We start from the raw sequence: 22,580 nt of genomic DNA, 5'->3' as shown, positions 1-22,580 counted from the left end.
TATGCGCCCGCACATATCTCACCTAGCAAATTCATCAGATCAAAGGATCTTTGCGTAAGAGTTACCTGTCAACAGTCACATGTGACGTCGACCCAGGTGAGAAGCTGGGCGCCTCTGCTTGTTCTCGAAGTATGAAGTGTTGATACACGCTCTTTATAATACAGGGCGTATTTTCTTTTGTCAAGTCCCGCTGTGCATATTCGGTCAGCCTCCGATGTGGGACATTTCCACTTTGGCCCGTTGTTTCAGGTCCGGTGTGGCGTTCCCCCGCACTTCCGAGTAGCGGTCGTCGCGCTTTTCCCAGATCGTGCGGATCAGCTCGCGGATCTCCTCGTCGCTTTGGCCATCGCGCAGAGGCGCCCGCAGGTCGTCACCCGTCGAGGCGAACAGGCAGCTGTACAGCTTGCCTTCTGCTGACAGCCGCGCACGCGTGCAGGTGGAGCAAAACGCCTGCGTCACCGACGAGATCAGCCCGATCTCCGTCTTTTCGCCGACGTAGCGGTAGCGGGTAGCCACCTCGCCAAAGTAGTTCGGGTCCACCGGTTCAAGCGGCATCTCCTCGTGAATCATGCGCACGATCTCGCTGGAGGGCACGACCTGGTCCAGCTTCCATCCGTTACTGTTCCCTACATCCATGAATTCGATGAACCGCAGGGTGTGCTTTTGCTCCCGGAAGTAGCGGGCCATCGGCAGAATATCCTGGTCGTTGACGCCGCGCTGGACCACCATGTTCAGCTTGATGCCAAGCCCGGCCTCTGCTGCCGCTTCGATCCCATTCAGCACATCGGCGACGCGGTAGCCCCTGCCGTTCATCCGGCCAAAACGTTCTTCGTCCAGACTGTCCAGGCTGACAGTAACCCGGTCCAGTCCCGCCTCCTTCAGCGCTCTGGCGTGGCGGGCGAGCAAGGAACCGTTTGTCGTCATGGCGATGTCATGCACGCCTTCGACTTCGCGGATCATGCGAATCAAGACCGGCAAGTCTTTGCGCATCAACGGCTCGCCGCCCGTAATCCGGATCTTCCCTACTCCCAGCGAGGCAAAAATCCGCGTCAACCGCGCCAGCTCTTCAAAGGACAGCAGCTTGTGCTGAGGCAAAAATACGAAGTCCGGCCCGAAAATTTCTGCAGGCATACAATACTGGCAGCGAAAATTGCATTTATCCGTCACCGAAATGCGCAAATCCCGGAGAGGGCGATTTCTGGCATCCATGATTGGCTCTGGCAATGGCATTTCCCTCCCTTCCACCCTTTGTTTTTACCCGTTCCCGCATCATCCTGCATTAAGAGTACCATATCTGGGTCCTGGACGCCTGATTTTCCTGCACTTTTGATCCGCTCCAAATCGTTTTGTCCATCCTGCACAAAAAGGACGCTCCCGCCATCCGGAGGGAAACGCCCTTTTTCGTTTTTGCGCGCAAGACGCGATTATTTCATTTCCTTGATTTCCGCACGAATTTTTTCAATGAACGCATCTACGGACATCGCGCCTTCGTCCCCTACGCCGCGTCTGCGCACGGACAGGGTGCCGTCTGCCATTTCTTTTTCCCCGATGACGAGCATGTATGGGATTTTTTGCACTTGCGCTTCGCGGATTTTGTAGCCGATTTTCTCGTTACGCGCATCCAGCTCGACGCGAATGCCTGCTTGCTGCAGCTTTTCCTTCACCTGCTCTGCGTATGGCAGATGCGCTTCGCTGATGTTCATCAGACGCGCCTGGATCGGCGTCAGCCATACAGGGAATGCGCCTGCGTAGTGCTCGATCAGGATGCCGATGAAGCGCTCCATGGAGCCGTACATCGCGCGGTGCAAGACAACCGGACGGTGCTTCTCGTTGTCCTGGCCCACGTAAGTCAGGTCGAATTTCTCCGGCATCTGGAAGTCCAGCTGGATCGTACCGCATTGGTGACGGCGTTTCAGCGCATCCGTGATCTGGAAGTCGATTTTCGGACCGTAGAACGCGCCGTCGCCTTCCTTGATTTCGTACGGCAGGCCGGCGTCGTCCAGCACTTTGCGCAAGGAGCTTTCCGCGATTTCCCACAGCTCGTCGGAGCCCATGGAGTCTTCCGGACGAGTGGACAGCGCCACGCTGTACTCGAAGCCAAACACTTTGTAAATGGTGTCGATCAGCTGGATCATGCCCTTGATTTCGCTTTCGATCTGGTCAGGACGGACAAAGACGTGCGCATCGTCCTGGCAGAAAGTGCGCACCCGCAGCATGCCGTTCAGCGCGCCGGAATATTCGTGGCGGTGCACCTGGCCGAACTCGGAGTAGCGAATCGGCAGGTCGCGGTAGGAATGCATGGTGTTTTTGTAAATGAGCATGTGCCCCGGACAGTTCATCGGTTTCAGGGCATACGTCGCATTGTCTACCTCGGAGAAGTACATGTTTTCATGATAGTGGTCCCAGTGACCGGACTGATGCCAGAGACGTTCGTTCATGAGGAACGGAGTGCGCACCTCAGTGTACTGCGCCAGCTGCTGCAGGCGGCGAGAGAATTGCTCCAGCTCGTTGCGGACTGTAAAGCCGTTTGGCAAATAGAACGGCATGCCCGGCGCTTCCTCGGAGAACATGAACAGCTCCAGCTCTTTGCCCAGCTTGCGGTGGTCGCGCTTTTTCGCTTCCTCGAGGAAGTGCAGGTATTCGTCCAACTCGGCTTTCTTCGGCCAAGCGGTACCGTATACGCGCTGCAGCACCTGGTTCTCCGCTTTGCCGCGCCAGTAAGCGCCTGCTACGTTCATCAGCTTGAATGCCTTGATGTACCCGGTAGATGGCAGGTGCGGCCCGCGGCACAGGTCGAAAAATTCGCCTTGCTCATACAGCGTGATGGTCGCATCCTCCGGCAGGTCGCGGATCAGCTCCAGCTTCAGATGGTCGTTCAGCTCCTGGAAAATGGCCGTTGCTTCTTCGCGGCTGACTACTTTGCGGCGAATCGGCAGGTCTTCCTTCACGATTTTTTCCATTTCCGCCTCGATCTTGGCGAGGTCTTCCGGAGTCAGGGACACAGGGATATCCATGTCGTAGTAAAAGCCGTCTTCGATGACCGGACCGATCCCGAATTTGACTTCCTTGCCGTAGAGGCGTCGCACTGCCTGCGCCAGCAAGTGGGCGGTACTGTGACGGTACACTTCCAGCCCGTCCTGCGAATCCAGCGTCACGATTTCAATTGCTGCATCCTCTTCCAGCGGGGTGTACAGATCGACGACTTTGCCGTCCTTTTTCCCTGCTACTGCCTTTTTCTTCAAGCTGGCGCTAATGGAACCAGCGATGTCTTCGATGGTAGTCCCGGCCTCGTACTGCCTTACTGCACCATCCGGGAAAGTCACATTGATTTGTGCCACGTTTGCTTCTTCCTTTCTGTTTGTAATGGAGAGTGGAGAAATAAAAAACACCCATCCCCAAAGGGACGAGTGTCATCTCGCGGTACCACCCTTGTTCGAGCCTGCCTGATGCGTGAAACGCACGGAAACAAACTCCTCAAGAAAACATAACGGTTAAAACCGGCTTACCGATAATGGAAGGCAGTGCCTTCGTTCCCGGCAGCTACTCGAAGGGGGTAGATCCATATGTGTCCGCAGCGGGCTTCCAGCCTAGTCCCGCCTCTCTATGGCGTCCTGCATATCGTCCATGTCCTTCTCATCGTATTTGCCATGATGTAAAGTTGTTGTTGCTATTATAGTGGAAACGGATTGTGCACGTCAAGTACGCGCCTGTCTGCCAGGCAAAGCGGGCATGATGGACAGATGCTCAAACGGCTGCCAAAAATGCTGCGGATCGTCTGGGTCAGTCCGGGCCTGTCTGTCGCCATGTGCAGGATGATGCTCTCCGGCGCCAAGGTCACCAGGGCACTGACCAGGTAATCTTCATCCCGGCAAATTTGTTCGTCCAGGCCAAGTGCGGCATCAAGCTGGTCGAGCCAGATGCGATCCCCTTTTTTATCATAAAGGTAGAAAGGTTTGTCCACACTAGGAACGACGTGAACCACTTCCTGCTTGATTTCCTGAACAGAGATAAAATAGCGCAGCAGCTCCACAAATTCCTGGTACTGCTTGTCTTCGAGATATTCGTCAATGCCGGACTCCACCAGCTCGAACAGCTCATTCCAGTGATCCTGCAGGCGGAAGCGCACAAAGCCAAGCACGTTGATCGACCGCTCCGACTCCAGGTACGCAAACGCTTTGCGATATAGATTGGCCTTGCGGGTGGTTGCAGGAAACTCGCCGCAGACCGACTCGCTCTCGTGGCACATGCGCTGGATATACGGGAGAATGTCGGCCCATTCGTCTTCCAGTTGTTCGGCACAGAGCAAGTCCGTTGCCATTTCCTCGACGATTTCCGGTTCCTTCACTTGCATGATCCACTCGGCCAGGGACAGTGCTACAAAGGCTCTTGCCCAGTCAATCGTCTGCGCATCGTATTCTTCCTCGCACCAGCTTTGAAAGCAGAACAGGCGGTACCCGTCCTGTTCCTCCTCCTTGTATGTAATTCTCACCGGTGCCGTGTTGACCCGCTCCGTCATCTCTTGCAAGATGGCGCGATACGTGCCACAATGCGCAGGGACATTCTCCAGCAATACGCGGAACGTCTGCATAACCATCCCCCCAACCGCAATTGTACTTACAGTATATGTCCCGGCAGGAGCGATATACTTTTAAACGGTTGGAAACAGAGGGAACGAAAAAAACACGCTCCCCGTCGCTTCCCCGCTTGCGGGGTTACGATCGAGAAGCGTGCTGTAACGGTTTTTACACCTGTCAGTTTTGCATGACGAAATCTTTCTCTGCCATCTCGCCGTCCTTGAAAATGCGCAGGATGTCGTACTGGGTGTTGCGCTGCGCGGGAATTTTGCCAGCGCCGCGGATCAGCTCGAGAATCTGGTTGGTGTTGACCTTGTAGGTACAAGCAGCGGCCGACACGACGTTTTCTTCCATCATCGTCTGGCCGAAGTCGTTGGCGCCGTATGAGAGGGACAGCTGTCCGTATTCCGGGCCCATCGTCACCCAGGACGCCTGAAGGTTCTCGAAGTTGTCCAGCATCAGTCGGCTGATCGCCAACGATTTCAAATATTCCTCCGGCGTGTTGTTAACCGCCTTCATGTTCGTGTTGTCCGGCTGGAACGTCCAGACGATGAACGCCTTGAAGCCGTGCGTCTCATCCTGCGCTTCGCGGATGCGCATCAGCGAGAGCACGCGTTCTTCCATTTCCTCGCCGAAGCCGATCACCATCGTCGCGGTACCTGGCAAACCGGCACGGTGCGCCGCCTTTTGCGTTTCGATCCAGTCCGTCCAGGAGCCTTTCAGACGGGAAATTTTGCGGCGTGTACGGTCGTCCAAAATTTCTCCCCCTGCGCCCGGCAGCGAATCGAGACCGGCAGCCTTCAGCTCTTTCAGCACGTCCTCGACAGACATGTTCGACACTTCGGCAATTTTCAAGACTTCTGCCACCGAAAGGGAGTGCATGGTAATGTTCGGGAAGCGCTGCTTGATGGCGCGCAGCAGGTCCGTGTAGTAGTCGATCTTCAAGTCGGGATTGGTCCCGCCCTGCATCAAAATTTCCGTCCCGCCTACATCGATGGTCTCCTGAATTTTTTGGAAAATCGTCTCTCTCGGCAAAACATATCCTTCCGGCGAGCCCGGTTTGCGATAAAAAGCGCAGAATCGGCAGTACGTGTCACATACGTTGGTGTAGTTGATATTGCGACTGATGACAAACGTCGCGATCGGGTCCGGATGGTGCTTTTGCATGACCAGATTGGCATAATGTCCGATCTTTTCAATCTGGTCGCTCGCATACAAGGCCAAGCCATCCTCCAGACCCAGGCGTTCGCCTCTCAACGCCCGCTCCAGAATGCTGTCGATCATAAGGATCACTCCTTGTTCCCTACGTAAATTCCACTCCACATAATAGCACACTTGCCCTACCCCGGCTATAGCCCAGGGCACTTATACTGTCAGGAGTTACATACCATCTCCGCTGTCTGTATTGCCCGCTTGCGCCGGAGAAAAAGAAACAACCTTGCCAATAGCAAGGTTGTCGACTTTCGGGGCATAGCCCTATTCAAATCCGATTTCCGCGTATACTTCCGGTTCCCAGTAAATAACGGTCTGCGCAAGAGGAAAATTCGTCTCCCGGGCGCCGTTTGGCTCGCCGTTGAAGTAGATGATTTCCGTCACGGAGACGCGATCGCCCCGCACGTCAATCTCGCCTGACAGCTGCTGCGTCGTGCCGTCCGGCGCATAAAAAATGACTTTCCCCGATCCCAACGTTTTCATGGGCCCCTCCCGAAAATGTTTGTCCTCTTTCTATAGTAGTGGAGATTATTTCCTGTCGTCAACGAAAATTACAGGACTTATTGACCAAGCAAGGTGTCTGAAATCGTGTTTTTCTTGCGACTTCGGGGCTGCCTGCCATCCGCCTGCTGATACAGCGCGTCAGTCGCCTCCACTCCTGTCGTCTGCACGATGTCCGTTGTCATCGCCGTATCTTCGGCCGCGCCGTGGACGTCATGCCGATAAGACGGCGGCGAAAAAACCGGATTGGCGCTCACCGGAGTCATAGGCGGCTCCACCACTGGCGCCACGCGTGCGCCGTTCGCGCTCTCCCTAAGCAGCTGTGACGGGATCGTGCTCTGCTCGCTGCCAGCTTGCACGGGGGCAGCCTGCGGGGAAACGGGTTGCTCCGGCTCGCTTCGCAGCGGCTGGTAGCCGCGCAGCAGCTCTGCGTTGGTCGCTTCCGGCATGACCGCCCACGTATAGTAGCCTTTGCGCTGCATGTAGCCCCACAGCTCATGTGCCTGGTGAGCGCAGTTGACGGCCCCTTGCAGCAGCAATTCGCGAATTTGCGGATGGGCGGCCTCCAGTGCAGCTGCCATTTTCGTCTTCGCCCCCGCCTTGTGGATGCCGAGCAAAGCGGACGCTACATCGCGGTCATGGATCTGGGACGCGTACGGATGAGGCTGGCTTGCCTGCATCGGCTGACCCGTCTGGACGGTTTGCCCCGCCATTTGCCCGGTGTAAGGAATCGGCTGATTGGATCGGTACGGCAGCAGCTCACCCGCCCCCAGTCCTTGCACCGTATAGACTAGTGTGTTGTACTCGCCTTGCATGAACTGAAGCTGATGGTGAACCAGCTGCGCCAGCTCGGGATCGCGAATGAACGGGACGTACAAATGGGCGGTCGTGATCGCGTCGATCGCGCCGTTCAACACTTCATGCAGTTCAATTACTTCGTGCGCGCCGTACGGATGGGATTTCATCTGGGTTTACGCCTCCTTCATAGATATGGCACTTGAGGAACATCCCTAACAGTATGTCCGAAAAATTTCTGTCCTAGAAGCTGGTGCTGACTTTGGACAATCCGGCATATCCTAGCTACAGAAACCGAATCTTTCCTGTATAATGGCGGGGAAGGAAAATTCGCAAGGAGAAGCCCATGCTCGAACAACTAACACAACTTTTTATGCAGTACGGAATATGGGGACTCTTCGGAATGGCATTTTTGGACTCGTTTATCAGTCCGGTTCCGCCTTTTTTCATGCAAATCGCCATGAGCCTGATCGATCCCGGCTCTGCGCTGCGCTTTGCCACTGTCGCCTTTACCGCTTCCGTACTGGGCGCGCCCATCGGCTTCATGCTCGGAAAATGGCTGGGGAAACCGCTCTTGCAAAAGCTGCTGCCTGCGAAATGGACGGCTGCGGCAACCGAACAGTTTGCCAAAAACGGAGATGCCGCCGTGCTCATCGGCGCCTTTACGCCCATTCCTTTCAAGGTGTTTACGGTATTGAGCGGCGTATTCAACTATTCGCTGACCAAACTGATGCTCTTCGCCATCGTGGGACGGGGCTTGAAATTTTTTTTGATCGGCACCCTGTTCCATTTTTACGGAAAACATGCAAAAGTTCTTCTGGATGATTATTTGCAAGTCACGCTCCTTGGCATCGCCGTCGTCGTCGCCATCGGCTGGTTCGTCTGGAAAAAGCGGCGACAGTCGTAGGGCAAAGCACGGTCGAAGCCATGCCGAGCTATGCAAATAAAGCGCCCGAGCCTTCTTTTTGGCTGCGAGCGCTTTTTTGCGTTCATCCGCATCGGCGCGTAAACATCAGCAGCTTGCAGGTCATGCAACAGGAATTTTTCATTTCTGCGAATCACCGATTGCAGGCGCGCCCATATATTGTAATTGTGAGTTTTTGGAGGAGGTGAAGCAATGGCTGTCATTAAAGCGAACTCCAGCGACGTAGACCTGCTCGCCAGGCTTTTGCGGGCGGAAGCCGAAGGGGAAGGCGATCTCGGTATGCTGATGGTCGGCAATGTCGGGGTGAACCGCATTTTATCCAACTGCCTGGATTTTAAAGGCATCCGCTCGATGAGAGACATGGTTTTCCAGTCCCCCGGCGGCTATGAATCGGTACAAAAGCCGTATTTTTACCAACGCGCCCGAGATCGAGAGAAGCGTCTGGCCAAACGTACGATCAACGGAGAACGGACACGTCCGGCTACCAACGCTTTATGGTTTTATAAACCTGCAGGCAGTTGTCCTCCTACCTGGTGGAACCAACAGAATTCCGGACGTTATAAAGCGCACTGCTTCTTCGTTCCGCAACCCGATGATTGCCCACGTGTTTACTAGAGAAAGAGAGATTAAGGAGCGAGTTCATCATGAGCCAACAAATGCCATTCCCGCAATACCCGCAGTATGGATACGACATGTTCCAGTCGCCGCAGATGCCCTACGGAATGCCGCTGCAACCGCAGATGACCCCGATGCAGCCAAGCGGTTCGACGATCCCCGGCATTCCCATGACCCCCGGCCAAGTCGTCGAGGAATCGTACATCGAAAACATTTTGCGCCTCAATCGCGGCAAAGTCATTACCGTGTACCAAACGTTTGAAAACAACAGCCAGTGGAACGCCAAAATCTTCCGCGGCGTGCTGGAGACGGCCGGCCGCGACCACATCATTTTGAGCGACCCGCAGACGGGCAAACGCTACCTGCTGCTCATGGTCAATACGGACTACATCACTGCCGACGAAGAATTGAACTACGTCCCGCCGACACTGCCACAAGGAATTCGCTGACATTTCGGGACAGGAAAAAGACAGATCCCCTGCCCAGCGTAAGGGACCTGTCTTTTTCTCATGCAGCCAGCTCTCACCGCTTTTTCATTTCGTTGTAGCCTTTTTCCCCGTACGGCTGGAGCTTGTCGAGCCATTTGTTCTCCAGCTTCTCCAGCGCATCCGCTTCATCAAAGTACGGATCGTTCTTTTTCTCCAGCACCTCCAGCACCTCGAATGCAAACGCATCCTCGCCGTACTGCTTCCAGTCTTCTTGCAGAGCCTTACACGGATGGGAGCCGTGCTTCAGCATGAACTGCTTGCCGTTCATCGTCTTCAAGTTCCGCGTCGCTTCAATCCAGACCTTTCCGTTTTGCGTGTTGCGGATCTGGTAGACACCCGCCTCCGTTTTCATTTCCTTGTAAAGCTGCTTGAGCTCCTGCTTCCGGTTCATCTGGTTCTCCTGCTCCTCTCCGCTTTTCCTGTTTGTGACCCAGTATTCGCTGCCGCCTGCTGTTCGCTCCAGAAAAGAATGGTCGATCAAGCTGCGGCGCAGCGTAACGTGGTCAGCGTAAACGTCTTGCAGTACCGCATTGACTTCTTTCTCGCTGTACACCCGCTCCGGATCGAAGCGTTTGGCAATCTCCTGAAGCACCACCAGCCGATGCTTGTGCTTGCGGGGGAACCGGCTCAACGGTCCCAGCGTTCCGTCCGGAAAATACTTGCTTACGATCTCGCTGTATTCTGCAGGAGACACCGCCAGTTCTGCCTCGCGCTGTCTGCCGCCAGCAGGCGCAGTTGCCTTCGCTGCCGTTTTCTTGCTACTCGCCTTCAGCAATTCCATCATGACCAGAAAGACTTTGGCTTGCCGCTCCTTTTCCTTCAAAGCAAAGCGATGGTTGCGAATGGTCGAGGCGCTCCCGATGCCCAACGCAGCCTGCACCTCCTGATCGCTCATGCCCTGGTAAAACAGACGCAGCAAGTTGCTCTGGTGGTCAGACAGGCCGGTAATCCGCTTGTCCAGCCTGCTCAGATGGTCAAATACCGAGACATGCGCCTCCTCGATGTGATGGTCCATATATTTGGCAGCATCGAAGAGACGATCGCCGACCGGATAAATGATTCCTTTTTCCACTTCCTGCCCGCACAGCAAACAGACATAATCATGCTCCCGCTCGCAAAACCCTTGCTTCAACTCCTCGAGGGATGCGCTCCAAAACTGTTCTGTCAACGACATATACAAACACTACTTTCTTTTGTTTATTTTATAGTAGACAATTTATCATTTCGTTTTATTTATGTCAAACAAAAAAGCTTCTCGTTGGCTCTTTGGCACAACGCAGAAGCTTTTATCTAGCGGGGGTAGTTTGCAGGCTGAGTCTGGCTTGCTCCTCGAGAAACTGTTCTCGGTCTCCTTGCAGGAAGTGTTCGCCGCGCACCTGCCTGTTCTGTCTGGAGCGGATCACGTACCGATTCACTATCCGGTTGATTTCGAGGTGCTGGGCCTCTTCCATCGTAAAACGGACTGCATATTCGTAAAATTTCTCTCCCCATATCGCGGTCCGAAGAATATGCCCGTACATTTTCAACGGCTCGTCCTGGAGCAACGTTTCAAATTGCAGGACGAGTTGATCGTTCGCAGGCATTTTCAGATGGGAAAGGAACCGAAGTCCCCCGCCCCCGATATCTTCAATCAAAACTTTGGCGCTCCCAACCTCCAAGGATTTGCCTTTGATGAGGACGATTGTCATGTCTGCAAAAAGAGGAGGATCAAGCCGCAAGCGGAAGTATTCCCGCCTGTGCCGCTCTTTTCCGAAAGTCATATCACTCACCCACTTCTCGGAATTGGTCACGCCACAAGCCGTTATCGTCAGTAACTGGCGCCTGTCCTTCTACTGTTTCTGTTTCGGGTAGCGCATATCCTGCAAAGTGACGTCATATTTTTCCCACAATTGGCGCTGGTCGTACATGATTGAATCGCGGCGGTCCAAGCGGAAGAGGAGTTTGACCACAATCCAGACTGCCACCAGAAAAATGGCGAAAATCACTAACGTCAAGAAAACCATCGAAAGTCCCCCCTCCCATTTTGTACCATCATATGGGAGGGTTCCAAAAAAGATACCTATTTATGGCTATTTCGTGACAATTCGATCATTAAAAGGGGGTTGTGCATCTCGGCTTCTCGTCCACTGCGAACATGTTGTCCAAAAGCGGCAGCAGCTTGTCGTCGCTTAGCTGTACAAGCCCGTACTGATGCAATTTGCGCAAGCTGACCGCGCCCATGGCGAGCGAAGAAAAATCGGAAATATCCAGCGTCATTTCGACGTCAGGCTGGCCTGCCTCTACTACGTCCGGCAGTCCCTCGCGAAAAGCGATCAGCCAACTGCCGTCGTTCTCCGGGAGAAACGAATCGCGAATGCGTAGTCGCAGCAAGCAGCTTTCCTGACCGAAGCGGCGTCGGGACAGCTGATGGAAAAAGCACGGTACATCGATCACCCGGTACATCAGCCCGACACCGGACACATGGCTCTCGTGATAGACGCTGGGAATCAGCCTGTCCGTTCCGTTGCCGGGATCAGACAAGAGCAGGTGAAAGTCATCGTCAGCCGTCGTCAGGACGACGCGCTGGACCTGATCGGACTGGGTGTGCAAAAAGGAGAGGAGCTGGGCCATCGCTTCCGGCGTCTCGTACAGAAACTCCTTGACAACGATGTCGCTTTGCAGCCGGTTGTCCTCGTGTGCAGACTGAAACTGGAACGCTAGATAGCCGCTCACTTTTTCTTCCTTTTTGCTGCCGACGACGATGAGTCCAGGCTGCTCCAGAAAACTTTTCAGCTCACGATCCGTCTTCTTGACCATTCCGTGCGTCTGCCGGACGATACGGTGATAGCAGGCCAAGATTTGCTCACGGTCCGCATCTGTCAGGTAATGCACCTTGTCCTTGGCCGTAAACGGCAGGCTCGCGGGACGGATGCGGTATTGGTGAAGTTTGCTCCCGACGCCGAAGCCCATCTTCTTGTAAAAGTCGACGCGAAACGGGTAGAGCGAGACGAGGCTGACGCCGCGCTCGCGATACGTGGCAAGAAATCCTTGCAACATGGCCTTGGCGACTTTTTCTTTTTTATGCAACAAATCGACCGCCACCGAGCCGATCCCTCCGGTCAGCAGCTGGATGCCGTGCACGTTCATCGGAAAATCGTACCACTTCATGACACCGACAAGCAGGTTCTCGCGGAAGAGTCCGTGAAAGCTGGCGTGCGGATCATTTTCCAGCGTATCCCGTACGCGTTCGGCAAAGCGCTGGCTGTTTTCCGGGGCGAGGAGACTGCTTCCAGGGTAGGCCATCGCCGTGATTCTGACAACGTCTTGGATATCTCCATGTGAAATCGGCCGAATTTCCTCCATCATTCTGCACTCCCATCTGTAACGATTTGGCAATATTCCCATCGCCTACAAAAATAGTACCCAAGATTCCTGCAACTCGGCAACCTTGTTGCTGCATTTCCTGGAAATGATCCACCAAACGCCCCGGACGTTCCCTTCCCGGCTCTCCGCTTTATTTTTCCAGCAGCGCCGCGCCAAGCCTGCGCACAGCGGAAAAAACGTACGTGTAATAATGGCTCTCGTGCGGCACGAACGCCTCTCGTCCCACATCCAGCACCACATCCCGCTTCGCCTCGTTTGCATCGGCCAAAAAGCCCGCCGCCTGCAGCTTGTCCCGTTTTCCGAAGAACAACGTCTCCAGATCATCCAGGTTCACCCAGAAAAGCCCGGTGACTTCCTCCGGCTGCAGTTCGTATGCGTGCAGCGGCTGGTCGCATGCATATGCGAACACATGGCACAGCTCCTTGTCGATCATACCCGGCCCGATCCCTACATCGCGGATCGCCCCGTTCGGTTCGAGAGCGGCAAAGGCAACCGAAAGCCCCAGTTCCTCTCCCAGCTCCCGCACCCCTCCGACCTCGGTGCCACGCCAATATGCGTCCCTGCCTCGTCAAATATGTCCAGCAACTCTTCGTGCATGTCTATCCCTCTCTCGCAACTGACGTTCACTCCCTGCTTTCGCCTGGCAGACATTTCCTGCGCTTGCTACAGGAGCGCACCTGGATTTGTGTTTCTGCTATATATACACAAGCAGCATAGCTCGACCCTTTCAGGTATCTCGCTATGCTGCACGCAAGACTCGCTTTATGGGAGAGTCACGTCATCCAGACGCCCTCCACCCTTTTTGGGAGCGGCGGTGTCTGCTTATCTGATTTCAACCGACCAGCCGAACTTGTCCTCCACAAGCCCGTACTGGATTCCGGTGAGGACATCGTACAATTTGGAGGTCAGCTCGCCGATCTGCTCCCCGTTGATGAACATCTGGCGGCCGTTCCAGTTCATTTCGCCAATCGGAGAAATGACCGCTGCCGTACCCGTGCCGAACGCTTCCTCCAGCTCGCCCCTCGTATAGGCTTCATACAGCTCTTCCATGGAAATGCGCTTTTCGACCACAGGCACTCCCCAATCTTTCAGCAATTGAATCGTGGAGTCGCGGGTGATGCCCTCCAGGATGCTGCCGTTTAGAGCCGGTACCCACACCTCGCCTTTCACCTTGAAAAAGACGTTCATGCTGCCGACTTCCTCGACGTATTTGTTTTCGATGCCATCCAGCCAGAGCACTTGCTCGTAGCCTTTTTCCTTCGCCTCTTCCTGGGCTTTCAGGCTGCCTGCGTAGTTGCCGGCTGTTTTGGCATTGCCCGTACCGCCGCGAACGGCGCGCACGTAGTTGCTTTCGACGTAAATTTTTACAGGCTTCATGCCGCCAGCGTAGTAAGCGCCTACAGGAGACAGGAGAATCAGCAATTTGTACGTGTGCGAAGCGCGTACACCGAGGAATGCATCGGTCGCGATGACAAACGGACGAATATACAGGGATGTTCCGCTTTCTGTGGGAATCCACTCTTTTTCAATGGCTACCAGCTGCTTGAGCGCCTCCAGCATAAATTCCTCGTCAATCAGCGGCATGCTGAGGCGGTTCAAAGAACGGTTCATTCTTTTGAAGTTTTGGTCGGGCCGGAACAACCAGGCTTTTCCTTCCTTGTTGCGGTACGCCTTCAATCCTTCAAAAACGGCCTGTCCATAGTGGAACACCATCGCTGCCGGATCGAGCGTGAGGGAAGAATACGGTACGATCTGCGGGTCGTGCCATCCTTTGCCCTTGGTGTAGTCCATCGTGAACATGTGATCTGTAAAGTGCACGCCGAATCCGAGCTTGTCGCTGGATGGTTTTTCCTTTTTCTGTTCGGACAGAGTAATTTTTAGCTGACTCTCCATCTTCCACATCTCCCTTGATTTTATATGCTATTCTTCTGGCACAACATATTGTCTATAAAATACCAACTATTTTGAATGATTTCCACCGTAAGTTTATTCCGAAAATATTTTTTTTGACTAAAAACCTAAATTTACGGATGATTCCCTGCATTTCTTCATAAAACTTCATACTTTTTTCAGAGCCATTACAGAAATGTAGTTTATAACTGGCAATGTAAAATGTTTTCCCTCAAGGAAGGGGGATCATGGAGGATGATTGCAATGAAAAAAACCTGTCGTTTTCTCACGCTCACAGCTGTAATGGCTGTTACCGCTTCTCTGGCTGTACCTGCATTCGCGGCGAGCGAGAAGGGTGACAAAGAAGGGACTGCCAGCTTCTTTAGCACATTTGTTGGCGAAAACCACATCTACACCAACCCGGCAACGGAAGTGTTCGCGCCGACTCCATCGGCTACAGATGCGACTGCAACCACGCCTGCACCGGAAACAACAGCTCCGGCTGCAGTCGACAACACCACCGCCCCATATGCACTGGGCTGGAACTGGATGTCCTTCCCAGAGCCGAGCGATGACGACAACTAAGACTTCGCGCTTCAGCAGGTGCTCCGTATCCCCGGGGCGCCTTTTTTACTTCGCAGGCCTCTCCCCCTTCTATTCCTCCGATACACAACTCTTTATAATAGTGATCAAGGAGGTTTCATCATGAATAGTCCAACGATTTTGATTGCTGACGATGATCCCGATATTGTCCGCCTGATCGCCGAAAGCTTTCAGGACGAAGGATTCCTGACGGTCGAAGCGTTAACGGGCAAAGAAGCGCTGGAAAAAGCGCTGGACCCCTCTCTCTCCCTGATTTTGCTCGACATCATGATGCCGGAGATGGACGGGCTGGATGTTTGCCGCAAAATACGAAATACCGTCAACATTCCCATTTTGTTCCTGAGCGCAAAGGATCGGGAGCTGGATCGGATCATCGGCCTCGAGGTTGGCGCGGATGATTATATTTTGAAGCCATTCAGCATTTCCGAGCTAATCGCACGGGTACGCGCGCATCTGCGCAGGGAAAACCGGTACATATCCGCCGCCAAGCCGATTCACAGCGGAAACCTCGTCATCAACAAGGACACGTTTGAAGTCTTTCACCATGACAAGCGCATCGAGCTGTCCACCAAGGAATTCCAAATTCTCGTGTACCTGGCCGAAAACGCCAACCGCGTCCTCAGCCGCGAACAGATCTACAATGCAATCTGGGGCGAGACGGAATACGGGGACATCAACACCGTCACGGTGCACATCAAAAACTTGCGCTCGAAGCTGGAGCACGACAAGCATTACATCAAGACAGTGTGGGGCATCGGCTACAAATTTGTCGGTGATTTGCAATGAAGCAGCACATAAAGATCAAACTTCTGATCGCTCACTGCATCGTGCTGCTGCTTAGTCTCATGATTCTCGGCATCTATTATTGGAAATTTGAAATTGCGGACTTTGCGACGCAATGGGAAAAGCTGCGCCATCAGTTCCAGCTGCAGGACCGGCAGTTTATCAACGAGATGAACAAGCTGCGCGGCAAGCCGCAGGAGATGCGCTCCTATTTGGACCGCTACGCGCAGGACTATTCCATGCGCATCAACATGTACGACCGCGAGACGGGAAAGACGGTAACCGTGGATTCCTTGTCCCACAACCTGTTCTCCGTCACACTCCAGGACGATCAGTACACCGATGAAAAGCATCGGTATGTGTTTACCTTCACGCATCCCGTCACGTGGGACATGTTGCAGCCGCTGCAAACGTCCAAACACATCATGGGTGTATCGATCCTGCTCTTTTGCTTGTCCACGCTCTTTCTGGCCACCTACAGCCGAAAGATCGCCATGCTCCCGCTCGTCACCTTTTACGAAAAACACAGCGAACTGCTGAAGACCGACCTGCAGTGTTACCCGCGAGAGATGGAGTGGGAAAAAATATACAGCACCCTCGTCCAGGCCAACGAGAAGCTTTTGCTGGAAAAACGCAAGCAGTCCGTAGCCATGGCCGCGATCTCGCACGATTTGAAGACGCCGCTTACTTCCATCAAAGGATACATGGAGCGATTGATGAAGGGGCGTGTCCAGTCGGAGGAAACCAGGCAGGAATACTACCAGATCATTTATCGGAAGGCGACCGAAATCGAAAAGCTGATGCAGGACCTGTCAGAATACGTGCAGAACGACAGCCATCCGCTGCTGGTCCGAAAACAGGTCCCGCTTCAGGCTTTCGTCGAGTCGATTGCGTCGGAGTATGCGGAAGAGCTGCCTGCCTTTTCGGCGGAGCTTCACTGCACATGCGAGGTCGAAGGAAACCCGACGCTGTTCATCGACGAGCAGCGCATTCGCCGGGTGTTCGCCAACATCATTCACAACTCGCTCAACCATTCGCATGCGAAGGACAACGTGCGCGTGAACATGCGGGTCTACACCGACCAGAAGCAGGCAATCTTCGAGCTGGAGGACAACGGCCCTGGTGTCCCCCTGGGGGAATTGTCCAAAATCTTCGAGCCGTTCTACCGCGTGGACAAGGCGCGGTCGAAGGTGAAAAACGGCAGCGGGCTGGGGCTTGCAATCTGCAAAGGAATGATCGAAAAGCAGGACGGAAACATCCATGCATACCTCCCTCCGAACGGCGGTCTCGGCATCAGGTTCGCCCTGCCCGTTCAGGAGTTGGACTGAAGAACAAAACGCCGGGCAGGATTACTGCGCAAAAGAGAGCACTTCCTTTTTGGGAAAGGAATGTGTTCTCTTCTTGTCCAGACCTCTGCGGGCGGCTTTCGGCATTGCTTACTTCGCCGGTTCAAGCTCGCTTTCGATCAGCCATTTGTGATTTTTCACTTCTCCGCCGCCCGTGGTCGGTGTATAGTCGACCATGTAGACCGTGGTCGTCTCTGCGGAGTCGATTTTCGCCGATGCGTCCATCATTCCTTTTTCGTGATCCGCCTTCAGGACCACCTCTGTGCCAGGCTTGTACGGTTTTTTCACATGGTTCTTGATTTCCTCATGGATGACCCATTTATGATTGGCCACCGGCGCGCCGCCAGTCGCAGGCGTGAAGGTAACCGCATAGGCTGTCGTATCGTAAGCGCCTGCTACCTTGGCCTTCGCACCTTTCATGCCCGGCATGTGGTCTGCTTTGATGATGACTTCGCTTCCGATCGGGTAGGCAGGATTTTGCTTCGCCTTGACCCCTTCCGGAATTTCAGCTGTACTCGACGATCCGCAGGCGGAAAGGCCAATGGCGGCTACGAGCAGCAGCGAGAGCAGTCGCAGCTTTTTCATTCAGATACACCTCCGGATTTTTCGTTATCCACATGAACAGTATACACATTGTGGCCGTCAATACCAAATCGGCCCCGTCAATGTTGTGCACGAAATGTCGGAGGTACGCACGCTTCCCCTTGTTATGCTTGAAAAGGAAGGGAGGTCATTCGCATGGATATGCTGAAGCAGTTGAATGCAGCCTTGGTGTACATCGAGGAGCATCTGGCCGATGAGATCGACTATAAAGAGGTGGCGAGGCTGGCGGCCTGCTCGGAATACCACTTCAAGCGCATGTTTCCGTTCCTCGCGGGAATCTCGCTCTCGGAGTACATTCGCCGCCGGAGACTGACGCTCGCCGCCTTTGAGCTGGCTCACAGCGACTGCCGGGTTCTCGACATCGCAGTGAAGTACGGGTACAGCTCCGCCGATTCCTTTGCGAGAGCTTTTCACGCCTTGCACGGCATCACCCCGTCGGAGGCCAGAGGGCACGGAGCATCCTTGAAAGCCTATCCGCGCATGACCTTCCAGTTGACTATACAGGGAGGTAGCGAAATGAATTATCGAATCGTAGAAAAATCAGCGTTCCGCATCGTCGGAATCCAGAAACGGGTCCCGATCCAGTTCCACGGCGTCAATCCCGAGATCGCCGAAATGTGGCAAAGCCTGGACGAGGCGACGATCCATCTGCTGAAAAGCCTGTCCAACGTCGAGCCGCGCGGGCTGATCAGCGCGTCCGTGAACTTCTCGGAAGGGCGGATGGAAGAAAAGGGAGAACTCGATCACTACATTGGGGTGGCTACCATCGCAAATTGTCCCTCTCACCTCGCAGCGCTCGAAGTGCCTGCCCTGACCTGGGCGGTGTTTGAAGCAGTCGGCCCGTTCCCCGCTACGCTACAAAACGTCTGGGGCCGAATCTATTCCGAGTGGTTCCCTTCCTCGCTCTACGAGGCTGCTCCAGGACCGGAAATTTTATGGAACGAGCATAAAGACATCTCCTCTCCCACCTTTCGCAGCGAACTGTGGATTCCGGTTGTCAAACGGTCGTTGCCGGAGTTTTAAATCCAAACTAGCCTGCACATAAGAAAAGATCCGGCGGTTGCGGCTGCCGGATCTTTTTTGCGCGCTGTACGCTTTATGAACGCGGTGCAAAGGTCAAGCCGTGGCCGTACGGATAGAGGATTCCGCCCTTTCCGTCCGGGATCGTCACCGGAAGTTTGCCCGTTGGGACATTCCAGCCGAAGATCGTATCGGCCATCGCGGCGAAGCTCGCCGGCCGGTACCCGTACTGGGCGAGGTACGCATCTGCTGCCGGATAGGCCATGACGTCGTACGGGTTGCGGATGCCCACCGAGATGACCGGCTTGTATGTTTGCTCGGTGATCTGCCTGTACAGCTTCATCGCGGGAGCGTCCGCAGACCTGCCCCTTGCATCTGCCGTACAGGAGGCGAGAATGACCGCATCTGCCTGCTGCACCTGTCCCCACTGCTCGGCGGTAAGCCCCTTTTTCCCTATGCGTATCGCCGCCGTCCGGGCATGGTGCTTTGCCAGCGCTGCGGCCAGCTCGTCGACGTAATCGGCTCCGACGACCACGAGCTTTTGCGACTCCGCCAGCTGCAGGGGGAGCACTCCGTTGTTTTTGACCAGGGTGATCGAGCGCGCCGCGATCTCGTTCTCCACGCGTTTGTGCGCGGGCGAACCGACCACTTCCTGTGCGCGAATCTGCCGGGCTTCGAGCGTTTCCGGATCTTCTTCCTTCAAGATTCCGCGCCTGATTTTCAGCGTCAGGATGCGCCGTACGGACTGGTCGATGCGCGACTCGGCGATCTGCCCCTTTTTCACCGCTTCGCAAACACTCTGGATGACCTTCTCCAGATTCATCGGCATGAGCACGATGTCGACGCCCGCCTGAATCGCCAAAATCGCCGCGTCTGTCTGCCCGAAATGGTCGGCAATCGCCTGCATGTTCATGGCGTCTGTAAAAATGACGCCGTCAAAACCGAGCTTTTCCCGCAGCAGACCAGTGATGATGGCGGGAGAGAGTGTCGCTGGCAGGGCGATTTTCGATCCGTCTTTTTTGGAAATGGCGGCCCTGTATTCGACCTTCGGAAAGGTGACGTGCGCCGTCATGATCGCATCCGCGCCTGCCGCAATCGCCTGCTTGAACGAGATCAGCTCCGTTTTTGCAAGGTGCTCCAGATCGTACGGCACCTGGGGCAATCCGAGATGCGAGTCGACCGCCGTATCTCCGTGCCCGGGGAAGTGTTTGAGCGCAGCGATGATGCCGTTGTGCTGCAGTCCGCGCATGTACGCGACTCCCAGTTCTCCGACCAGCTGCGGGTCCTCCCCGAACGACCTCACGCCGATGACGGGATTGTCAGGGTTGCTGTTGACATCGAGGTCAGGGGCAAAATCTGTGTTGATCCCAAGGCTCGCCAGCTCGCTGCCGATGACATCTCCCGCCTTCCAGGCCAATGCTTTGGAGCGCGCCGCCCCGAGCGCCATGTTGCCCGGCAAATCCGTGCCTTGCTGCAGCCGGGACACAATGCCGCCCTCCTGGTCAATCGCCACCAGCAGGCCGTACTTTTGGGCCGCTTGCTGGTACGCCTGCACGAGACGGATGGTCTGCTCCGTGCTGGCTGCATCCTCCCGAAACAAAATCACCCCGCCGATGTGATGCTTCCGGATCGTTTCCGCGATTTCGGGCGCAAGCGTCGCTGCATGTTGGCCCTCGGCCCGGCGAAAGTTTGGCATCATCATCTGTCCGATCTTTTCATCCAGCGTCATCCCTGCGATGGCTTTGTTGACGAGTTGGTAGCGCTCGCCTTTTTGCCTGTAGACCGCCACCTGCGGCATTCCCTGGCTGCGGCAGACCAGCTCGATCCGGTCGTTCATCCTGCCATCGGAGACAGTGACAATCGCCGTACCCGGACGGCCGGTAAAGTGGACGAGCCCCTGTTCGTCGACAGAAGCGACGTTTTTGTTCGAGCTTTGCCACTGCAAGCGCCGGGTTGCCTTTTCCATGTATCCGTCCCTGTATACGTGGAGGGCAAGCAAAGGAAGCGTGTCGCCCATCGGCTGCACCTCTACGCCGGGAATGTTCAGATGCAGGATGAGATCGGGGATCTGGACCTGTGCCTGGGCATTCGGCGGATAACCGGATGCGCCCGTGCTCACCACGATTGCAAATACAAGCATCTGCAGCGAAGTCAGATGCAGACGCATTCGTTTGTCCGTGCGGCTCATTGCTTCTCCTCCTCTCGCGCGGTTTCGTGATGCCAGCCTTCTGCCACCCAGTCGGCCTGCACCGGACGACCTTTTGCATCATAGACCGCCGGGTGGTGCACGTACCAGCCGCGACCGTTGATCGTCGCATCAGTCGCGCAGCGGAACCGGATATACCTCGTCCCTTCCGGCAGCCTGCATGCGGCGCCAGCCCAATCGCTCTCGCCGGTCACCGGGCTGGCAACGGACAGCCAGCTTTTGCCGTCCGGCGACACTTCCAAATAGCCGAAATCGTACTCGTTTTCCAGCCGATACCACGTGTCATACGTCAGCGTCCCTCCGCCGGGGAGCATGACTTGTGCCGTCAGCGTCGCCTGCCGCTCATCGCCTGCTCCCGCAAACCACGCACCGTCGCGCCACGGCTTGTGGACGGGAATCGCCAGCGCGACCTGCCGAAAGACACGGCTGCGCAGCGGCGTAATCGATTCTGTCTCGCGGGTCGGGTGAATCCGGTTGGTCAAAAGGACGGCGATGGTCTCCTGGCTCTTGCTCACCACGAGCGCCGTGCCGGTAAAGCCGGTGTGCCCCATCGCCAGACCGTCGCCAAGGGCGTCCATGTAAGCGCCGCGCCCCAGTTCCCACCCGAGCCCGTGCTCCTCTCCCGGCAAAGCGGCAAGCTGGTTCGCCGCCATCGAGGCTACCGACTGTGCGGACAAAATCCGCTTTCCTTTATACGTGCCGCCGTTCAGAAACATTTGCCCGAACACCGCCAGATCGCGGGCCGTACCGAACAGCCCGGCGTGTCCCGCTGCCCCGCCAAGCGCCCAGGCATTCTCGTCCTGCACGCTTCCCCAGACGAGGCCCCTCTCCGGCGACTGCTGAAATTCCGTTGCCGCCGTTTGCTGCTCCCATTGTTTGGGCGGATTGTACATCGTGCGTGTCATCCCCATCGGCGTGAGGATGTTCGCTTGCACGTACGAATCGAGCCGCTGGCCTGTTCGCCGCTCCACCAGCGCACCGAGCGCGATCATGTTCAAATCGCTGTACGCAAAGGTGCTCCCCGGCGGATGGACGAGCGGCTGGCACAGGACGGCCTGCAATCGTTCCGCGCGGCTGCCGCCTTTTTTATACAGCGGCATGTAGGCCTGAAAGCCGGAGGTATGCGTCAGCAGCTGGCGGATCGTCACCTTTTCCTTGCCGTTGGCCGCGAATTCGGGCAAATAGGAAGCCACGGGCGCATCCAGCTGTACCAGCCCCCGGTCCGCGAGCTGCATGATGGCAGTCGCCGTAAACAGCTTGCTGATCGACGCCAGATCAAACATCGTGTCCGGTTGCATCCGGATCGGGTGCCGCAGCCGGGTGAAGGCATCATCCGCATAACGGGCAGCAAAGCCGTACGCCTGCTCCTTGACGATCACGCCGCGCCGCGCCACGAGTACGACAGCACCCGGTATGAGCTTCTGGGCGATCGCCTCCTCGATGACCCCGTCAATCTCCTCCAAAGGTTCCTCCGTCATTCCGGCATCGCTTGGCTGTCCGACCAGCAACTCGCGGTGAGACGCTCCCGGGCGATCCCAGGCTGTAGCGGCGGGATGGAGGACAGGCTTCGGTTTTTTCTCTACTTCCTGCTTGTCCAGCGCAAGTGCATTACTGGACAGACAGAAGCAGAGCAGCAGAACAATTCCTGTGCGCAAT

General features: G+C 55.5%; 22 protein-coding genes and 1 other annotated feature. Of the genes, 7 read left to right on the top strand and 15 right to left on the bottom strand.

The genetic code is table 11. The features are described from left to right. Positions 1-204: 204 nt before the first annotated feature. From moaA to ACFSO0_RS09955, 6 genes are all read right to left on the bottom strand, one after another. The gene (moaA, locus tag ACFSO0_RS09980) at positions 205-1,230 is read right to left on the bottom strand and encodes a GTP 3',8-cyclase MoaA (protein ID WP_376879528.1); all 1,026 of its coding nucleotides are present in this window, start codon (positions 1,228-1,230) and stop codon (positions 205-207) included. Positions 1,231-1,424: 194 nt separating this feature from the next. Then, positions 1,425-3,338 (bottom strand): threonine--tRNA ligase, encoded by a 1,914-nt coding sequence (gene thrS, locus ACFSO0_RS09975; RefSeq protein ID WP_376879525.1) that lies wholly within the window; start codon positions 3,336-3,338, stop codon positions 1,425-1,427. A gap of 58 nt (positions 3,339-3,396) precedes the next feature. After that, positions 3,397-3,646: a binding site (T-box leader), on the bottom strand. Positions 3,647-3,670: 24 nt separating this feature from the next. Next, positions 3,671-4,588, bottom strand: coding sequence for a sporulation protein YtxC (gene ytxC / locus ACFSO0_RS09970; RefSeq protein WP_376879523.1), 918 nt, complete (start codon positions 4,586-4,588; stop codon positions 3,671-3,673). 163 nt (positions 4,589-4,751) lie between these two features. Continuing rightward, a complete protein-coding gene (gene mqnC / locus ACFSO0_RS09965) occupies positions 4,752-5,858 on the bottom strand; it encodes a cyclic dehypoxanthinyl futalosine synthase (protein WP_376879520.1) in 1,107 nt (368 codons plus the stop codon). Between the two features lie 192 nt (positions 5,859-6,050). After that, a complete protein-coding gene (locus tag ACFSO0_RS09960; protein ID WP_376879518.1) occupies positions 6,051-6,269 on the bottom strand; it encodes a hypothetical protein in 219 nt (72 codons plus the stop codon). A gap of 77 nt (positions 6,270-6,346) precedes the next feature. Continuing rightward, on the bottom strand, positions 6,347-7,252 hold the full coding sequence (locus ACFSO0_RS09955) for a spore coat protein (RefSeq protein ID WP_376879515.1): 906 nt from the start codon (positions 7,250-7,252) through the stop codon (positions 6,347-6,349). Between the two features lie 176 nt (positions 7,253-7,428). On the opposite strand from ACFSO0_RS09955, the gene ACFSO0_RS09950 reads away from it, so the two are divergent. From ACFSO0_RS09950 to gerQ, 3 genes are all read left to right on the top strand, one after another. Next, positions 7,429-7,989: a YqaA family protein gene (locus ACFSO0_RS09950; protein WP_376879512.1), complete on the top strand. Its 561-nt coding sequence runs from the start codon at positions 7,429-7,431 to the stop codon at positions 7,987-7,989. Positions 7,990-8,199: 210 nt separating this feature from the next. Further along, positions 8,200-8,622: a cell wall hydrolase gene (locus tag ACFSO0_RS09945; RefSeq protein WP_376879510.1), complete on the top strand. Its 423-nt coding sequence runs from the start codon at positions 8,200-8,202 to the stop codon at positions 8,620-8,622. A gap of 29 nt (positions 8,623-8,651) precedes the next feature. Then, positions 8,652-9,071, top strand: coding sequence for a spore coat protein GerQ (gerQ, locus tag ACFSO0_RS09940; RefSeq protein ID WP_376879508.1), 420 nt, complete (start codon positions 8,652-8,654; stop codon positions 9,069-9,071). Between the two features lie 73 nt (positions 9,072-9,144). Here gerQ and ACFSO0_RS09935 read toward each other — a convergent pair whose 3' ends face one another. The 6 genes from ACFSO0_RS09935 to ACFSO0_RS09910 form a co-directional block, all read right to left on the bottom strand. Beyond that, the gene (locus tag ACFSO0_RS09935; RefSeq protein ID WP_376879505.1) at positions 9,145-10,284 is read right to left on the bottom strand and encodes a DUF2087 domain-containing protein; all 1,140 of its coding nucleotides are present in this window, start codon (positions 10,282-10,284) and stop codon (positions 9,145-9,147) included. Positions 10,285-10,396: 112 nt separating this feature from the next. Then, positions 10,397-10,870 (bottom strand): PilZ domain-containing protein, encoded by a 474-nt coding sequence (locus tag ACFSO0_RS09930; protein ID WP_376879503.1) that lies wholly within the window; start codon positions 10,868-10,870, stop codon positions 10,397-10,399. A gap of 69 nt (positions 10,871-10,939) precedes the next feature. After that, complete coding sequence (locus tag ACFSO0_RS09925) at positions 10,940-11,113, bottom strand: hypothetical protein (RefSeq protein WP_376879500.1); 174 nt, start codon at positions 11,111-11,113, stop codon at positions 10,940-10,942. Between the two features lie 88 nt (positions 11,114-11,201). Beyond that, complete coding sequence (locus tag ACFSO0_RS09920; RefSeq protein WP_376879498.1) at positions 11,202-12,452, bottom strand: GNAT family N-acetyltransferase; 1,251 nt, start codon at positions 12,450-12,452, stop codon at positions 11,202-11,204. A gap of 151 nt (positions 12,453-12,603) precedes the next feature. Then, entirely contained in the window at positions 12,604-12,999 is a 396-nt protein-coding gene (locus ACFSO0_RS09915; RefSeq protein ID WP_376879496.1) for an NUDIX hydrolase, read from the bottom strand. Positions 13,000-13,295: 296 nt separating this feature from the next. Beyond that, positions 13,296-14,366 (bottom strand): branched-chain amino acid aminotransferase, encoded by a 1,071-nt coding sequence (locus ACFSO0_RS09910; protein ID WP_376879493.1) that lies wholly within the window; start codon positions 14,364-14,366, stop codon positions 13,296-13,298. Positions 14,367-14,627: 261 nt separating this feature from the next. Between ACFSO0_RS09910 and ACFSO0_RS09905 the strand changes: the two genes are divergently transcribed. From ACFSO0_RS09905 to ACFSO0_RS09895, 3 genes are all read left to right on the top strand, one after another. Then, a complete protein-coding gene (locus ACFSO0_RS09905; RefSeq protein ID WP_376879490.1) occupies positions 14,628-14,948 on the top strand; it encodes a hypothetical protein in 321 nt (106 codons plus the stop codon). A 120-nt stretch (positions 14,949-15,068) separates the two neighbouring features. Then, positions 15,069-15,752 carry a response regulator transcription factor gene (locus ACFSO0_RS09900; protein WP_376879488.1) on the top strand — a complete coding sequence of 228 codons (684 nt, stop codon included), beginning with the start codon at positions 15,069-15,071 and terminating at the stop codon, positions 15,750-15,752. After that, entirely contained in the window at positions 15,749-17,077 is a 1,329-nt protein-coding gene (locus ACFSO0_RS09895) for a sensor histidine kinase (RefSeq protein ID WP_376879486.1), read from the top strand. The genes ACFSO0_RS09900 and ACFSO0_RS09895 overlap by 4 nt, the downstream gene beginning before the upstream one ends. A gap of 108 nt (positions 17,078-17,185) precedes the next feature. Here ACFSO0_RS09895 and ACFSO0_RS09890 read toward each other — a convergent pair whose 3' ends face one another. Further along, positions 17,186-17,680, bottom strand: a complete 495-nt coding sequence (locus tag ACFSO0_RS09890; RefSeq protein WP_376879484.1) for a YdhK family protein — start codon at positions 17,678-17,680, stop codon at positions 17,186-17,188. Positions 17,681-17,833: 153 nt separating this feature from the next. Here ACFSO0_RS09890 and ACFSO0_RS09885 point away from each other — a divergent pair, with 153 nt between their 5' ends. Next, the gene (locus ACFSO0_RS09885) at positions 17,834-18,721 is read left to right on the top strand and encodes an AraC family transcriptional regulator (RefSeq protein ID WP_376879481.1); all 888 of its coding nucleotides are present in this window, start codon (positions 17,834-17,836) and stop codon (positions 18,719-18,721) included. Between the two features lie 73 nt (positions 18,722-18,794). On the opposite strand, the gene ACFSO0_RS09880 is transcribed toward ACFSO0_RS09885, so the two are convergent. Beyond that, the gene (locus ACFSO0_RS09880; protein ID WP_376879479.1) at positions 18,795-20,906 is read right to left on the bottom strand and encodes a glycoside hydrolase family 3 N-terminal domain-containing protein; all 2,112 of its coding nucleotides are present in this window, start codon (positions 20,904-20,906) and stop codon (positions 18,795-18,797) included. Further along, entirely contained in the window at positions 20,903-22,579 is a 1,677-nt protein-coding gene (locus ACFSO0_RS09875) for a serine hydrolase domain-containing protein (protein WP_376879476.1), read from the bottom strand. Before ACFSO0_RS09875 ends, ACFSO0_RS09880 begins: the two co-directional genes overlap by 4 nt. Position 22,580: the final 1 nt, after the last annotated feature.

Source organism: Brevibacillus sp. GCM10020057 (assembly GCF_042683565.1).
Lineage (GTDB): Bacteria > Bacillota > Bacilli > Brevibacillales > Brevibacillaceae > Brevibacillus.
This window is presented reverse-complemented; position numbering and strand designations above follow the sequence as displayed.

What these genes read in the sequence shown, in the direction of transcription:
- moaA (WP_376879528.1), bottom strand. Translation starts at nt 1,230, where the DNA reads ATGCCATTGCCAGAGCCAATCATGGATGCCAGAAATCGCCCTCTCCGG.
- ytxC (WP_376879523.1), bottom strand. Translation starts at nt 4,588, where the DNA reads ATGCAGACGTTCCGCGTATTGCTGGAGAATGTCCCTGCGCATTGTGGC.
- mqnC (WP_376879520.1), bottom strand. Translation starts at nt 5,858, where the DNA reads ATGATCGACAGCATTCTGGAGCGGGCGTTGAGAGGCGAACGCCTGGGT.
- ACFSO0_RS09960 (WP_376879518.1), bottom strand. Translation starts at nt 6,269, where the DNA reads ATGAAAACGTTGGGATCGGGGAAAGTCATTTTTTATGCGCCGGACGGC.
- ACFSO0_RS09955 (WP_376879515.1), bottom strand. Translation starts at nt 7,252, where the DNA reads ATGAAATCCCATCCGTACGGCGCGCACGAAGTAATTGAACTGCATGAA.
- ACFSO0_RS09950 (WP_376879512.1), top strand. Translation starts at nt 7,429, where the DNA reads ATGCTCGAACAACTAACACAACTTTTTATGCAGTACGGAATATGGGGA.
- ACFSO0_RS09945 (WP_376879510.1), top strand. Translation starts at nt 8,200, where the DNA reads ATGGCTGTCATTAAAGCGAACTCCAGCGACGTAGACCTGCTCGCCAGG.
- gerQ (WP_376879508.1), top strand. Translation starts at nt 8,652, where the DNA reads ATGAGCCAACAAATGCCATTCCCGCAATACCCGCAGTATGGATACGAC.
- ACFSO0_RS09935 (WP_376879505.1), bottom strand. Translation starts at nt 10,284, where the DNA reads ATGTCGTTGACAGAACAGTTTTGGAGCGCATCCCTCGAGGAGTTGAAG.
- ACFSO0_RS09930 (WP_376879503.1), bottom strand. Translation starts at nt 10,870, where the DNA reads ATGACTTTCGGAAAAGAGCGGCACAGGCGGGAATACTTCCGCTTGCGG.
- ACFSO0_RS09925 (WP_376879500.1), bottom strand. Translation starts at nt 11,113, where the DNA reads ATGGTTTTCTTGACGTTAGTGATTTTCGCCATTTTTCTGGTGGCAGTC.
- ACFSO0_RS09920 (WP_376879498.1), bottom strand. Translation starts at nt 12,452, where the DNA reads ATGGAGGAAATTCGGCCGATTTCACATGGAGATATCCAAGACGTTGTC.
- ACFSO0_RS09910 (WP_376879493.1), bottom strand. Translation starts at nt 14,366, where the DNA reads ATGGAGAGTCAGCTAAAAATTACTCTGTCCGAACAGAAAAAGGAAAAA.
- ACFSO0_RS09905 (WP_376879490.1), top strand. Translation starts at nt 14,628, where the DNA reads ATGAAAAAAACCTGTCGTTTTCTCACGCTCACAGCTGTAATGGCTGTT.
- ACFSO0_RS09900 (WP_376879488.1), top strand. Translation starts at nt 15,069, where the DNA reads ATGAATAGTCCAACGATTTTGATTGCTGACGATGATCCCGATATTGTC.
- ACFSO0_RS09895 (WP_376879486.1), top strand. Translation starts at nt 15,749, where the DNA reads ATGAAGCAGCACATAAAGATCAAACTTCTGATCGCTCACTGCATCGTG.
- ACFSO0_RS09890 (WP_376879484.1), bottom strand. Translation starts at nt 17,680, where the DNA reads ATGAAAAAGCTGCGACTGCTCTCGCTGCTGCTCGTAGCCGCCATTGGC.
- ACFSO0_RS09885 (WP_376879481.1), top strand. Translation starts at nt 17,834, where the DNA reads ATGGATATGCTGAAGCAGTTGAATGCAGCCTTGGTGTACATCGAGGAG.
- ACFSO0_RS09880 (WP_376879479.1), bottom strand. Translation starts at nt 20,906, where the DNA reads ATGAGCCGCACGGACAAACGAATGCGTCTGCATCTGACTTCGCTGCAG.